Source organism: Desulfoprunum sp. (assembly GCF_053613775.1).
The window spans coordinates 1,384,079-1,398,972 of sequence record NZ_JBSHXH010000004.1 but is presented as its reverse complement, the minus strand read 5'-3'; the positions used below and the strand labels follow the sequence as shown (position 1 = coordinate 1,398,972).

Here is a 14,894-nt window from a genome sequence, read left to right as displayed (position 1 = left end):
TGTCTGACGGCGTTACGTGGTGATAGGCTGTTCCACTCATCATTCAGAACCAAAAAAAGGAGAATGTATGAAAATCAGTAGGAGGAGGTTCTTGTCCATGTCCGGGGCCATAGGATCGGGTGTCGCCCTGTCCTCGCTCGGACTGGATCTTACCGCTCTGAAGGCCCATGCCGCGGAGCTCAGTAAGATGGATAGGATCCGGACGGCGAAGCAGTCAATCTCGATCTGCTGCTATTGCTCGGTGGGCTGCAATGTCATCTGCAGCACCGACAGGCTGACCGGCAAGATCTTCAACATCGAGGGCGATCCCGATATGCCGATCAACGAGGGCTCGCTCTGCGCCAAGGGCGCCGGCCTCTTCGGCCTGACCGAGGCTAATGAGCACCGCCTGAAAAAGGTCCTCTACCGGGCGCCGAAGAGTGACAAGTGGGAGGAGAAGGACTGGGACTGGACCCTGAAACGGATCGCCCGCCTGTTCAAGGACACCCGTGACAAGGATTTCATCACCCATAACGCCAAGGGTGAACTGGTCAACCGGGTCGAGAGCATCGGCCACTACGGCTCATCGAACATCGGCAACGAGGAATGCTGGACCCTGTCCGTCGCCTGCCGGGCCATGGGTCTCGTCCATATCGATCACCAGGCCCGCGTCTGACACAGCCCCTCCGTATCGGCTCTGGGAGAGTCGTTTGGCCGCGGTTCGATGACGAACCACTATATTGACCTGAAGAACAGTGACTGTATCCTTATCATGGGCGGCAACCCCGCCGAAAACCACCCGATCGCCTTCAAGTGGATCCTCAAGGCAAAGGATCGGGGCGCCACGCTGATCCATGTCGATCCGCGTTTCACCCGGACCTCGGCCCGCTGCGACCATCACGTGCCGCTGCGTTCCGGCACCGACATCGCCTTCCTGGGCGGGATGATCAAGCACATCATCGACAACAATCTGATTCAGGAAGAGTATGTCAAATACTATACCAACGCCTCGCAGATCGTCAGCGAGGGCTATGCCTTCAACGACGGCCTGTTCTCCGGCTATGACGCCGAGAAGCGCAAGTACAGCAAGGACACCTGGACCACCGACAAGGACGAGGCCGGGATCCCGATCCGTGACTACACCCTGCAGGATCCGCGCTGCGTCTATCAGATGCTGAAGAAGCACTATGAGCGCTATACCCTCGACAAGGTGTCGTCGATCACCGGCGTCACGAAGGACAACCTGCTCAAGGTCTACAACCTCTATGGCGCCACCGGTGCCAGGGACAAGGCCGGCACCGAGTGCTACGCCCTCGGCTGGACCCATCACACCGTCGGCAGCCAGAATATCCGGACCATGGCGATCATCCAACTGCTGCTCGGCAACATGGGCATCGCCGGCGGCGGCATCAATGCCCTGCGCGGCGAGCCGAACGTTCAGGGATCGACCGACCACGCCATTCTCTACAATATCCTGCCCGGATATCTGAAGATGCCCACCGGGCCGATCCAGACCCTGGCGGCCTATAACGAAAAATATACAACCAAGTCGGCAGATCCGATGTCGGCCAACTGGTACCAGAACTACCCGAAATACGCCGTCAGCTTCCTGAAGGCGGTGTGGGGCGCCAAGGCGACGCCGGAAAACGAGTTCGGCTACTCCTGGCTGCCGAAGCTGGATGACGGCCAGGCCTGCTCGGTCATGCACACCTTCGATGACATGTACGCCGGCAAGGTCAGGGGCTTCTTCGCCTACGGTTCCAACCTCGCCGTCAGCAACCCCAACACCACCAAGGTCAGAAAGGCCCTGCAGAAGCTGCAGTGGATGGTCAACGTCAATATCTTCGACAACGAGACCGCCATGTTCTGGAAAGGGCCCGGGGTTGACCCGCAGACCGTCGGTACCGAGGTCTTCCTGCTGCCGGCCGCCGCCAGCATGGAGAAAGCGGGCAGCCAGAGCAATTCCGGCCGTTGGGTGCAGTGGCGCTACCAGGCCGCCAATCCACCGGGTGATGCCCTGTCGGACGGCGATATCTGCATGCGGATCATGGATGAAATCCGGGCACTGTATGCCAAGGAAGGAGGAGCCTGTCCGGAGCCGATTCTCAACCTGAAGTGGGATTATCGGGATGGCCTGAACCGCTTCGATGTCCCCAAGGTCGCCAAATGGATCAACGGCCAGGCCACTCAGGATTTCGTCATCGAGGACCTGGTTGCCGGTACCAAGGAAATTTATAAGAAGAGCGATACGATACCGTCTTTTGCCAAACTGCAGGCCGATGGCAATACTGCCTGCGGCAACTGGCTGATGGCCGGCAGTTTCGATCAGAAGGGCGAAAACAAGATGCAGAAACGGGGCAAGGACGACCCCACCGGGCTTGGCCTCTTTCCGGACTGGTCTTACGCCTGGCCGCTCAACCGGCGGATCATCTATAACCGCGCTTCCTGCGATCTCAATGGCAAGCCCTACGATCCAAAGAGAAAAATCCTGGAATGGGTGGGCGACAAGTGGGTCGGCGATGTCCCCGACGGTCCGTGGCCGCCGATGGCGAATACGGAGAAGGGCAAAATGCCTTTCATCATGAAGGCCGATGGCGTCGGATCGATCTTCGGTCCGGGCATGGCCGAAGGTCCCTTCCCGGAACACTATGAACCGCTGGAAGGGCCGCTGGCCAAGAACCCGTTGGGCGGTCAGCTGCTCAATCCGGTTGTCAAGAGGTTCAAGAGTGATCTCGACGTCATCGCCAATGCCGACGAGAAGTTTCCCTATGTCTGCACCACCTATTCCTGCACCGAGCATTGGTGTTCCGGTTTCACCCGCTGGCAGCCATGGCTGCTGGAGGCGATGCCCGAGGCCTATCTCGAGATGAGTGAGCAGCTGGCCGAGAAGCTGGGAATCAAGAATGGTGAAAAGATCAAGGTCGCTGCCGTCCGTGGGCAGGTGGAATGTGTGGCCATGGTCACCAAGCGGATGACGCCGTTCGAAATCGAAGGCAAAACCGTTCATCAGGTGGGCATGCCGTTCAATTACGGTTGGCGCTTCCCGGAAGGCGCGGCTGACGCATCGGCCAACTATCTGACCAATGCCATCGGCTGTCCGAATACGTTCTGTCCCGAGTATAAGGCCTTCATGGTCAACGTCAGCAAGGCGTAAGGGGGTGAGGATATGAAACACGAACTCGTGAAATTGATCGATCTGTCCCGCTGCACCGCCTGCCGTGGTTGTCAAATCGCCTGCAAGCAGTGGAACGAACTGCCGGCCTCGAAGACCAATAATTTCGGCAGCTACCAGAATCCGCCGGACCTGCAGTCGAACACCTGGACCCTGATTCGCTTCCAGGAGCATGTCGATTCAAACGGCAAACTGCGATGGCTGTTCCGCAAGGACGGCTGCATGCACTGCACCGATGCCGGTTGTGTCAAGGTCTGCCCCACCGGCGCCCTGTACCATACCGAATTCGGCAGCGTCAGCATGCATCCCGAAAAATGCATCGGCTGCAAGGAATGCATATACGCCTGCCCCTTCGGCGTGCCGAAATACGATGCGGTGACCAACAAGATCAGCAAGTGCGATCTCTGCTATACCCGTCTGGCGGCCAATCAGCCGCCGGCCTGCGTCCTCTCCTGTCCGACCGGAACCCTGGCGATCGGGACCAGGGACGAGATGGTGGCCAAGGCGCATGCCCGGGTGAAGGAACTGGGCGGCGACGCCTCCGTCTACGGCGACCAGTTCGTCGACGGCACCCATGTCATCTATGTCCTGACCGAGAAACCCGGCGTGTATGATAAGCTGCCGGAAAGTCCGAAGGTGCCGCTGTCGATCATTGTCTGGAAGGATGTTCTGAAGCCGGCGGGTCTCCTGGCGGCGGGCGGTGTCGTCGCCGGCGCCTTCCTCCACTACATTACCCATGGTCCCAAGACTCCCGACGAGGAAACCACCAGTGAAGGAGGCAACAAGCTATGAAAAAAGGAATGATCAAGGCCACTGGGCCCTTTGAGCGCGTGGTGCACTGGTGTCTGGCTCTGTCCTGCCTCTTCCTGTGCATCACCGGTATGGGGATGATGTATCATTCCCTCAACTTTATCGGCACGATCTTCGGCGGCATGGGCAACCTGAAGGTGATCCACAATTACACCGGGATTTTCTTCGGGGTCAGCCTGCTCTTCGCCATCGTCATGTGGTGGAAGGAGGCCGGGCTGTTCTCTTTCCCCGAAGATGGCCAGTGGTTCGCCGCTGCCGGCGGCTATCTCTGGCATGTCGACAACATGCCGGAGGTCGGCAAGTATAATCCCGGCCAGAAGATGTTCTTCCTGGCGGTGGCCCTGTTCGGCATCGCCATGGTTGTCTCCGGCCTCATCATGTGGTTCCCGCTCGGCTATTCGGTCGAGATGGTCCGCTGGATGTTCGCCCTGCATGCCTTGGGCTATGTGGTGATCTTCGCCTTCTTCTTCATCCATCTCTACCTGGTCACCATCGGTGCGCCAGGCTCGGCCCCGGCGATGTTTTCCGGTTGGGTGACCAGGGGCTGGGTCAAGGTCCAGCATCCGAAATGGTTGAAGGAAATGGAGAAGGACGGGACACTCGTTGTGTATGGCGAAGGCAAGGCCTCCGCTAAAAAGCGTTGCTGATGGGGATATGCCGGTCGAAGATGTTTTCGCCGGCATGAAAGCGGTATTTTCGTGAGGACCGGGGCTTCCAGTGGCCCCGGTCCTTTTCTGTCCGCACCCCTTGCATCGAGGGGCGGAAATGAAACTTACAAGGGTTGTTGAACCATGAGTCATACCAGAAACAGGGAAGAAGAACTGGCCGCAGAGATCACCAGACTGAAGCAGGAAAGACCGTATCTCGACAACCTGTTCACCTCCTTCGGGCCGATGTTGCTGCTGCGGGAACGATGGATGAAGGACAAACGGAAGGAGGGAACGACCATTTCCGTCGATCCGCTGCAATATTCCGGCGGGATTACACTGATACAGCAATGCCGGGATCTTCTCGATGATGACCGGTGGCATGATGCAGGGCTCGCCGCCGCCGGGGCGATCGGTTCCGGTTTTCGTGAGCTTGCCGGGGACATGGACTTTCTGGCGGACAGAATCCGGGGCGGGCTGGATTGTTATGCTGTCTACCGGTCGGCCATCGATCTCAAACCGGAGGAATTGCAAAGGAAGGCAAGGGAGACCGGCGTCCAGGAACTGTCGCTGGCCGTCTTTCTCCGCTGTATCGGGCGGTTGATGCTGGGCATCAAGGCCGCGGAAATGGCCACGGAACTTGCCTCGCTCAGTTGGGCAAAAGGCTATTGCCCGGTCTGCGGCAGTTTCCCGCATCTGGCCATCATCCGGGACAAGGGGCAGCGCTGGCTGCAGTGTCCGCAGTGCAATCATGAATGGGGATTTCCCCGCATGACTTGTCCCTACTGCGAACATGAGGATCCGGAGAATTCCGGATTTCTCTTCGTCGAGGGGAAAAAAGGGGAGATGGCCTTCACCTGCAGCAAATGCCAAAAGTATCTCATTACCATCGATCAGTCTGGAAACTTGCGGAGTACTTCGGCCGATCTCCTGGCAATCAGCCTCGCCCACCTCGACATACTGGTTCAGGAGAAAGGACTCGAGCCGATGGCCCAGTGTGAATGGAATACGTACCAGAAGCCGGAGTAAAAGAGGAGAGTGATGGCCTGTATCCTGTGCCGGTCCGGGTGTACCAGCCGGAAAGCCCTTGACGGTCTGTTTTTCTTCTGCTATCGATAAAAAACAGTACCGTAAATATTCCCCCAGTATTTTTTAAAGAATGCGGATCGACCAACCGACAAACACCGGCATTATTCTATGCGTGGCACTGATTGTGAGTGTGGTGGTCGTGGTCCGAAAGGTCGAAGGCGGAGTGCCATGAGGGGATAAGATAAAGAAATAGCAGTGTATTAACCCCCGTCGGCGCTTCGCCGGCGGGGGTTTTTTTTGCCCTGCCGAAGCGCCGATGCAACCTATCATCCAACAAAGGAGATCAATATGTATACGATGAATGGAGCCCGGCTGATCATCAAGCTGCTGGAGCGGCAGGAGGTGGAGATCATCGCCGGTATTCCTGGCGGTGCCAACCTGCCATTGTACGAGGCACTGGCGGAGAGTCGGCGCCTCCGCCACATTCTCTGCCGGCATGAGCAGGGCGCCGGTTTTCTTGCCCAGGGCATCGCCAGGACGACCGGTCAAGCCGGCGTCTGTTTCGCCACCTCGGGGCCGGGGGCGACCAACGTCCTGACCGCCATTGCCGACGCCTATCTCGACTCGATTCCGGTAATCTGTATCACCGGCCAGGTACCGCTGCCGCTGATTGGTACCGATGCATTTCAAGAGGTCGATATCTACGGCATGTCGATCCCGATCACCAAACACAATTTTCTCGTCCGCTCGGTCGAGGAACTTTTAGACACCATCCCACGGGCCTTTTCTCTGGCATTGTCGGGACGACCTGGACCGGTGCTGATCGATGTGCCGAAGGATGTGCAGACGGCATCCGTCTCTTTTCACGACTGGCCGGAACCAGGGCGTCGGCTGGAGGCTCGATCGGTGGATCGGCTGCAGCTGGCAGCTGCGGCGGAGATGATCAACCGGGCCAGGCGGCCGGTAGTGTGTCTCGGTGGAGGAATCATCCATGCCGAGGCAGCCGGGGATGCGCGGGCCGTGGTGGAGCGATCTGGAATCCCGGCGGCGATGACTCTGATGGGACTTGGCTCCTTGCCGGTCGGCCATTCAAAATCGCTGGGCATGCTGGGGATGCATGCCGCCCGCTCGACCAACATGACGCTGCAGGACTGTGACGTGTTTATTGCCGCCGGGGCGAGATTCGACGACCGGGCAACCGGTAAGATCGTCGAGTTTTGTCCGGCTGCAAACGTCATCCATATGGACATCGATCCGAGTGAGGTATCGAAGCTGAAACCGGCCAATATCGCCCTGGTCGGCGATGTCCGGCAGATCCTGGCAGCCCTGGTTCCGCTGCTCGAATACCAGGAACGCAGGGACTGGTGGCAACAGATCAAGGTGCTGCAGGAGAGGTACCCGATAGCGACACCGGAGGCCGTAGTCCCTGAGAAACCGTACGGGCTGATCCTGCAGGCGGCATCGATGCTGGCAGAGGGGGGCTTTGTTGCCACCGATGTCGGCAAGCACCAGATGTGGACTGCCCAGGTCTATCCCTTCATGCGCCCGAGACAATTCCTGACCTCGGGTGGTCTCGGAACCATGGGTTTCGGTCTGCCGGCGGCGATCGGGGCCGCACTTGCCCATCCGGAAAGGCAGGTTGTGCTGTTTACCGGCGACGGCAGTCTCCAGATGAACATCCAGGAACTGGCAACGGCGGTCGAGCAGCAGGCAAATATCAAAATCATCGTTATGAACAATCGCTCCCTTGGTCTGGTGCGGCAACAACAGAACCTCTTTTATCACCGCCGGTTTTTTGCCTCTGATTTCCAGATCGACATAGATTTTGCCGCCATCGCCCGGGGTTTCGGCATGCCGGCCTACTCGGTGCCGGATGACGGTGACCTGACCGGGATGATGGCACGGCTTTTTTCAGACAAGGGACCGTGCCTGCTCAGTATCCCGATAGACAGGGAAGAAGAGGTTTATCCGATGGTGCCGCCTGGTGCCGCCAATTCCACCATGCTTGGAGGCTGTCATGTCGAAAAATGTCAGGACTGAAGAGAAGAGAGAGCTGCCCTTCGGCACTGTTCTGGAATTGACGGTGAACAACCATCCCGGGGTGATGTCCCATGTCTGCGGCCTCTTTTCACGGCGGGCCTACAATCTTGAGGGGATTGTCTGCATTCCGGTAGGAACCGGCTCGACAAGCCGCATGTGGCTGCACGTCAACGAAGATCAAAAACTGGAACAGGTGATCAGGCAGGTAGAGAAACTGCCCGATGTCCTTGCCATTCAGCGACACGATGGAGGACATCCGGTTTTTACCGGATTAAACGATTTTGCTGCTCTGGATTCGAGCGATACCGGATACAGGGAGATGGGGTAACGAAAAAACAACCCAGGTCGATCGCAACGATCACTTCAAGACAGCAGAAAGCGATTGTTGCGATCGACCCTCACGTTCGAATTGTTACATTTCCACCACTCTACCGACTTAATGGCTCAATTCTCACCGCGCAGGACTTGTATTCCGGGGTGCCGGTGATCGGGTCGCGGACCCCCGAGGTGAGGATATTGGTCAGGGTGTCCTGGTGATGGAAGGTCATGAACACATTGCCGGGCTGGGAGCGGTCACTGACCTTGGCCCGAACCTTGAGCTCGCCCCGGCGTGAGGAAATCTTCAGCCAGTCGCCATTCTTGATCTGCAAGGAATCGGCGTCGGCCGGATGGATTTCGGCCAGTTCCTCCGGCACCACCTCGGCGATGCCCGCCGATCTCCTGGTCATCGAGCCGTTGTTGTAATGCTCGCGGATCCTGCCGGTGATCAGGACATGGGGGTACTGCTCGTCCGGCACCTCGCCCGAGCCCTGGTGGTCAAGGGCAATGAAGGTCGCCAGACCTCCCGGACGTGAAAAGAGGTCGGTGTAGAGGGTGGTGGTGCCGGGGTGATCCTTGGTCGGGCAGGGCCACTGGATCCCCTGCTCCTCCAGGCGGTCGTAACTGATGCCGCCGTAGATCGGCACCAGACCGGCGATCTCGTCCATGATCTCGGAGGGATGGTTGTAGGCCATGGGGTACCCCATCAGGGTCGAGATCCGGCAGATGACCTCCCACTCGGCCAGGCCGGCCACCGGCGTCACCGCCCGGCGCACCCGCTGGATCCGGCGTTCGCCGTTGGTGAAGGTCCCGTCCTTTTCGGCGAAGCTGGCGCCGGGAAGGATGACGTCGGCGAAGCGGGTGGTCTCGGTGTGGAACAGATCCTGGACGACCAGAAAATCGACGGCGGCCAGGGCCTCCTGGACATGCTTGGCATCGGCGTCGGTGTGGGCCGGGTCCTCGCCGAGGATGAATATCCCCTTGAAGTTGCCGCGGCGGCATTCATCGAGCATCTCGACCGACTTGAGCCCGGGCTGGTCCTTGATTTTCACCCCCCAGGCCTTTTCAAACTTGGCTCGCGAGACGGGATCCGTCACCGCCTGATATCCGGGCAGGGTCGCCGGCAGGGGCCCGAGGTCGGAGGCCCCCTGGACGTTGTTCTGGCCGCGCAGGGCCATGATGCCGGTGGCCGGTCGGCCGATATGGCCGCAGACCAGGGCCAGGTTGGCGATGGCCATGGCGTTCTCGGTACCGGTCCGGTGTTCGGTGACGCCGAGTCCGTAGACGATCATCGCGCGGCCGGCCCGGGCATAGAGGCGGGCCGCCTCGACGATCCGGTCGCGGCTGACGCCGGTCAGCTTTTCGACCCGGTCGAGGTCATATTCGGCGACCTTGGCCTTCAGTTCCGCGAACCCTTCGGTCCGCCGGGCGATGAACGCTGTATTCTCCCAGCCGTTCTCCAGGATGACGTTGATGATGCCGTTGAGCATGGCGATGTTGCTGCCCGGCTTGAGGTTGAGCCAGACATCGGCCCGCTTGGCCATCCAGGTCTTGCGGGGGTCGCCGACGATCAGCTTGGCGCCGTTGGCGATGGCCTCCTTGAGGTACAGGGAGATGATGGGGTGACCCTCGTTCGGGTTGGAGCCGAAGAGGAACAGGGTGTCGATGTCGGGCATCTGCGCCAGGGAGTTCGTTGCTGCTCCTGCGCCCAGACTGGTGGCCAGACCGGCCACGGTGGGGGCGTGTCAGACCCGGGCACAGTTATCGACATTGTTGGAGCCGACCGCCGTTCGCACCCATTTCGACATGAGATAGTTTTCCTCGTTGGTGCAGCGGGAGGAGGAGAAACCGCCGACCTTCTCCGGCCCGAATTCGTCGACCAGGGCCTTGAAGCGGGAGGCGACCAGGGTCAAAGCCTCATCCCAACTGGCCTCGCGGAAACCGTCGCCCTCCTTGATCAGCGGGGTGCGGATGCGGTCCGGGTGATGGATGAAATCGTAGCCGTAGCGGCCCTTGATGCAGAGGTTGCCATGGTTGACCGGGGCGTCGAGATCGGAGGTGACCCGGACCACCCTGTCGTTTCTGACGTTGAGGAAGAAGTTGCAGCCGGTGCCGCAGTAGGTGCAGGTGGTCTTGACCTTGGTGACATCGCCTGCGCGGCCGAGGCCGCGACCCTTGGTGTCGGTGAGGGCGCCGGTGGGGCAGGCGGAGACGCACTGACCGCAGAATTCGCAGTTGTCGAGGCTGCGCGGCTTGGCGAAGGCGGTATCCGGCATGACCTCGAAACCGCGATTGACCAGCGAGATCGTGCCGGCCATCACGACCTCGTTGCAGATCCGGGTGCAACGGCCGCAGACGATGCACTTGTTCGGTTCATAGGTGATGAAGGGGTTGTCCTGGCGGATCGGCAACCGCCACTGCTCGCCCGGGAACCGGTCCAGCCTGGCGCCAAAGCGATAGGCCAGTTCCTGGAGACTGCAGTTGCCGGCAGCCTCGCAGCACATGCAGTCGTTGGGGTGATTGGACAGCAGGAGTTCGAGAACGGTCTTGCGCAGGCGGGTCAGCCGCGGGCTTTCGGTGGTGATTTCCATCCCGGCCTCGGCCGGGGTGGTGCAGGAGGCCAGCGGTCGCGGCACCCCCTTGATCTCGACGATGCACAGCCGGCAGCCGCCATAGGGTTTCAGCCGGTTGTCATGGCACAGGGTCGGGATCGGTACGCCCGCCCCCCTGCAGACCTCGAGAATGGTCTTGCCCCTACTAAACTGTATTTCCTTGCCGTTAATCACGATTGTTGCAGGACTGGTCATCGATCTTCTCCCCTGTTTCGGTAATTCAAGTGAATGGGAATAGGTGCTTTTCGCCCGACACGGATCTGTTGCTGGGGAAAGCCTAACCCCGAAAGCGAATCTTTTCATCACATGAACTGGAAATGACCATCATTAACCGGTAATGACAAAAAAGCGCGCTTCAGCAGCCTGGTTCGTATCGGATGGACACCGGATAAGGGGCGGTTTTCTCTGATACCTCCAGATGCTGGAAGCAGACAAGTCCCAACGGCAGCAGGTTTAAAAAATTGGTTGCAACCGTCCGCCCCATTCGTTATTCATAAAAGGAATAACGAATGGGGCGGACGGTGCATTCAACAGACAACGGTGAGATCATGTTGCCGATATCGACAACGTTACAGCACATCCTCGGGTGGTCGGGAGAGGAAAATACCTCCATCCGCCTGCTGGAGAGTATCGACGCCTGCGGTTCGATCAACCGGGCGGCGAAGAACGTCGGTCTCAGTTACAAGGCCGCCTGGGAAAAAATCGAGACCCTCAACAACCTCTCCAGTACACCGCTGGTCATTCGTCAGGTCGGCGGCAGCGGCGGCGGCGGAACGGTGCTGACCGGAGAGGGCAGAGAACTGTTACGGAAAGTTGCGGTGCTGCGGCGGGAATTTGCCGCCTTTGTCGGTTTTTTGGGAGAGCGGCCGGAAGAAGCCCTGAATGCCCTGAAGATGCTGCGGAGGTTTGAGATGAAGGTCAGCGCGAGAAATGTCTGGGCCGGAACGGTGGCCGCGATCGAGCAGGGGGCGGTCAACAGCGTCATCACGGTGGCCCTGAAGGGAGGCGATACGGTGGTGGCGGTCATCACCGACAACAGCGTCCATCGACTTGGCCTGGCTCCGGGGGTGGAGGTGCTGGCGATGGTCAAGGCCCCCTCGGTCCTGCTCGGCCGCGATGTCCGGCGGGAACAGCTCTCGGCCCGCAACGTCCTGCCGGGCACAGTGGCCCGGGTTGTGCCGGGGGTGGTCAACGACGAGGTGATCATCGATCTGCCCGGGGGCAACACGGTGACTGCGATCAATACCTGCGAAAGCGTCCGTCGGCTCGGATTGCAGCCGGGGATCGAGGTATCGGCGATCTTCAAGGCCTCGAGCGTACTGCTGGCGGTCGTCTGACGGGGTCGGGGGAAACGTATATCACTCAATCATAAATGAAAAGAGGAAGGACAATGCAGAGAAGAACAATATTGGTCGCGGTCATCATGGCCGTCGGTTTGCTGGTAACCAGTCTCGCCCAGGCCGGTGATATCAATCTGTCGGCCGCGGCCAGCACCAGGGAGGCGATGATGGAGATCATCAAAGGCTTCGGGAAGGTGCAACCGGATGCCAGGGTTCGGACCAATTTCGGGGCCTCCGGGGCCCTGGCCAAACAGACGGTGCAGGGCGCGCCGACGGATATCTTTCTCTCCGCCAACGACAAGTGGGTGGACTATGTGGTCAGGGAGGGCAAGGCCGAGGGCAGGAACAGAGGCGTGTTCGCCTATAACAAGCTGGTCTTTGTCGGCAAACAAGGTGGTGCGGTCAAATCCCTGGCCGACCTGAAGGGTCTGCAGCGGATTGCCCTCGGCACCCCGGCCAGTGTTCCGGCCGGCCAGTATGCCGAACAGGCGATGCGCACCGCCGGTGTCTACGAAGAACTGCACCAGGCGAACAAGCTGGTGATGGCCCAGGATGTCCGCCAGGCCCTGCTCTATGCCGACCGCGGCGAGGTGGATGGGGCGTTCGTGTACCGGACCGATGCCATGTTGGCCAGGGAGGCTGCGGTGCTGTTCGAAGTCCCGGATGGACTCTACGATCGGGTGGCCTATCCGATGGTCATTACCGCCGCCGGTGCGGCCAAGGCCGAGGCCAGGGCGTTCTACAGCTACCTTGCCGGTCCGGAAGCCGGAGAAATATTGAAAAAATTCGGATTTGTGACAGAAAAATAGGTGCGCCGCACCATAACCGACCGTACGGCGTCGCCTCCGGCCGACCGGGATGACGCCGTTACCGGCTGTGCGTCGATATCCCCGCCGTTTTTCCCCAATTCAAGCCGGATCTTTATTCTTGCGCGACATGGAAACGTTTCTGACTCTCACCGCCCAGGATACCGATGCCATCTGGCTGTCCATCAAGGTGGCCTGCGGGGCGACTCTGATCGCCACCCCTCTGGGCTTTGCCACGGCGCATTTTCTGGTCTTCTCCCGCATGCCGGGCAAGTCGCTGATCGAAGGACTGATCAACCTGCCCCTCGTCCTGCCGCCGGTGGTCGTCGGGTATCTGCTGCTCCTGGTTTTCGGCCAGGCTGGATATCTCGGTCCTCTGCTGCGGTCGGTCGATATCCGCGTCATCTTCACCCTGACCGGGGCGGTCCTCGCCTCGGCGGTGGTCGGGTTTCCCCTGATGGTCCGGGCGATCCGCATCGGCATGGAGGAGATCGACGGCAATTGCCTGATGGCGGCGAGGACCCTGGGGGCGGGATGGTGGGACACCCTGGCGACCATTACCCTGCCCCTGTCGGCGCGGGCGGTCCTGGCCGGCATGACCCTGATGTTCGCCCGCAGTCTCGGCGAATTCGGGGCGACGATCATCCTCGCCGGCAATATCCCCGGCGTGACCCAGACCATCCCCCTGGCCATCTACGAGTACACCAACACCCCCGGCGGCGACCGGATGGCCCTCAACCTCTGCCTGGTGTCGATCGTGCTGTCCTTTGCCATCCTGCTGGTGAGCGAGGCGATCGGCCGCAATCTGAAGAGGAGGTGAGGGGATGGAACTCGAGGTCGATATCGAAAAACGGCTCGGCTCGTTTCGCTGCACCGCCGCCTTCACCCTGCATCTGCCGCGGTGCGGGGTGTTCGGGCCTTCCGGCAGCGGCAAATCGACCCTGATGAACCTGCTGGCGGGACTTCTCGTTCCGGATCGGGGCAGGATCCGCCTCGCCGGGCACACCCTGTATGATGGCGAGGCCGGGATCAACCTCCCGCCGGAACAGCGGCGGATCGGGGTGGTGTTTCAGCATGCCCGCCTTTTTCCCCATATGAACGTGCGGCGCAACCTGCTGTACGGCTGGCGGCGGACCGATGCCGGCGACCGCCGGATCGACCCCGAGGCCCTGATCGAGGTCCTCAATCTCGGCCACCTGCTTCATCGTGGCGTCAACCGGCTGTCGGGCGGCGAGCGGCAGCGGGTGGCCCTCGGCCGCACCGTGTTGGCCTGTCCCCGGCTGATCCTGATGGATGAACCCCTGACCGGACTCGACGAGGAACTGAAATACCAGATCATCCCCTATCTGCAGAGGGCCCTCGATGATTTCGCCATCCCATTGCTCTTCATCAGCCATTCGCTGCGGGAGATGCGGCTGATGACCGACGAGGTCCTGGTCTTTCGCGATGGCGCCGTGCAGGCGCAGCTGGCGACCGAAAGCCTGGCCCGCAGCGACATGGCCACGGCCGGCGGCGGCTATACCAATATGCTGCATCTCGGCCCCCCGCGCCCGGTTGGTGATCTGTGGCGCTATCCCTGGGGAGAGGTCGAGCTGGTCCTGACCGAAGGGGGAAGAAACGGCGACAATTTCGTCGAACTCGAGGCCAGGGACATCATCCTGTTCAAGGGCTGTCCTGCCGCCATCAGTGCCCGCAATCTCCTGGCCTGCAAGGTGGTCGGCCTGTTCGGGGTCAGCAACCGGGTCGGGGTGGAACTCGACTGCGGCGGCAACCGCCTGGTGGCCCAGATTGTCCCGGAATCGGTGCGCGAAATGGGCATCACGGCGGGGGTTGAGGTCGTCGCCGCGATCAAGGCCTCGTCATTCCGCAGGGTTGTCTGAGATGTATTCGCTATCGATCGAGTTCGGGCGCCACGTTCCGGCAATAAGACGAACGAGTTCGAAGGAGACTGCATTCCATGGCATGGACGGTATGACGTCAATCATGTTCAGGCGTGACAGGCGGCATGACTTCGTATCGAAGTTGCCGGGGAAAAATCTTCTCCTCTTGCCCGTTTGCGGAGAATTGTGTAAGAAAACATATCGACTATCCGCCGAGTCCGATTGAATGTTGTGTCTGAAATAATCCTTCTGTATATCATT

At 60.1% G+C, this 14,894-nt stretch carries 11 protein-coding genes; 10 read left to right on the top strand and 1 reads right to left on the bottom strand.

Annotated elements, in window-relative coordinates:
* Positions 1–67: 67 nt before the first annotated feature.
* From fdnG to ilvN, 6 genes are all read left to right on the top strand, one after another.
* The gene (gene fdnG, locus ACWGKN_RS10355; protein WP_452095148.1) at positions 68–3,133 is read left to right on the top strand and encodes a formate dehydrogenase-N subunit alpha; all 3,066 of its coding nucleotides are present in this window, start codon (positions 68–70) and stop codon (positions 3,131–3,133) included.
* A gap of 12 nt (positions 3,134–3,145) precedes the next feature.
* On the top strand, positions 3,146–3,943 hold the full coding sequence (locus ACWGKN_RS10350) for a 4Fe-4S dicluster domain-containing protein (RefSeq protein ID WP_035233552.1): 798 nt from the start codon (positions 3,146–3,148) through the stop codon (positions 3,941–3,943).
* Entirely contained in the window at positions 3,940–4,608 is a 669-nt protein-coding gene (locus ACWGKN_RS10345) for a formate dehydrogenase subunit gamma (RefSeq protein ID WP_035233553.1), read from the top strand. Before ACWGKN_RS10350 ends, ACWGKN_RS10345 begins: the two co-directional genes overlap by 4 nt.
* A 144-nt stretch (positions 4,609–4,752) precedes the next feature.
* On the top strand, positions 4,753–5,637 hold the full coding sequence (locus tag ACWGKN_RS10340; protein ID WP_452095147.1) for a formate dehydrogenase accessory protein FdhE: 885 nt from the start codon (positions 4,753–4,755) through the stop codon (positions 5,635–5,637).
* 348 nt (positions 5,638–5,985) lie between these two features.
* Positions 5,986–7,677 carry an acetolactate synthase large subunit gene (gene ilvB / locus ACWGKN_RS10335; RefSeq protein WP_035233554.1) on the top strand — a complete coding sequence of 564 codons (1,692 nt, stop codon included), beginning with the start codon at positions 5,986–5,988 and terminating at the stop codon, positions 7,675–7,677.
* Positions 7,655–8,005, top strand: a complete 351-nt coding sequence (gene ilvN / locus ACWGKN_RS10330) for an acetolactate synthase small subunit (protein WP_452095146.1) — start codon at positions 7,655–7,657, stop codon at positions 8,003–8,005. The genes ilvB and ilvN overlap by 23 nt, the downstream gene beginning before the upstream one ends.
* 100 nt (positions 8,006–8,105) lie before the next feature.
* Here the strand turns inward: ilvN and fdhF are convergent, their stop codons facing one another.
* Positions 8,106–10,802 carry a formate dehydrogenase subunit alpha gene (gene fdhF / locus ACWGKN_RS10325; RefSeq protein WP_424253064.1) on the bottom strand — a complete coding sequence of 899 codons (2,697 nt, stop codon included), beginning with the start codon at positions 10,800–10,802 and terminating at the stop codon, positions 8,106–8,108.
* A gap of 353 nt (positions 10,803–11,155) precedes the next feature.
* Here fdhF and ACWGKN_RS10320 point away from each other — a divergent pair, with 353 nt between their 5' ends.
* The 4 genes from ACWGKN_RS10320 to modC all read left to right on the top strand — a co-directional run bounded on the left by ACWGKN_RS10320 (position 11,156) and on the right by modC (position 14,633).
* Positions 11,156–11,944, top strand: a complete 789-nt coding sequence (locus ACWGKN_RS10320) for a TOBE domain-containing protein (protein WP_452095145.1) — start codon at positions 11,156–11,158, stop codon at positions 11,942–11,944.
* Positions 11,945–11,997: 53 nt separating this feature from the next.
* The gene (gene modA, locus ACWGKN_RS10315; RefSeq protein WP_424253039.1) at positions 11,998–12,756 is read left to right on the top strand and encodes a molybdate ABC transporter substrate-binding protein; all 759 of its coding nucleotides are present in this window, start codon (positions 11,998–12,000) and stop codon (positions 12,754–12,756) included.
* 127 nt (positions 12,757–12,883) lie between these two features.
* Complete coding sequence (gene modB / locus ACWGKN_RS10310) at positions 12,884–13,573, top strand: molybdate ABC transporter permease subunit (protein WP_424253062.1); 690 nt, start codon at positions 12,884–12,886, stop codon at positions 13,571–13,573.
* Positions 13,574–13,577: 4 nt separating this feature from the next.
* Complete coding sequence (gene modC / locus ACWGKN_RS10305) at positions 13,578–14,633, top strand: molybdenum ABC transporter ATP-binding protein (RefSeq protein WP_424253037.1); 1,056 nt, start codon at positions 13,578–13,580, stop codon at positions 14,631–14,633.
* Positions 14,634–14,894 lie beyond the last annotated feature (261 nt).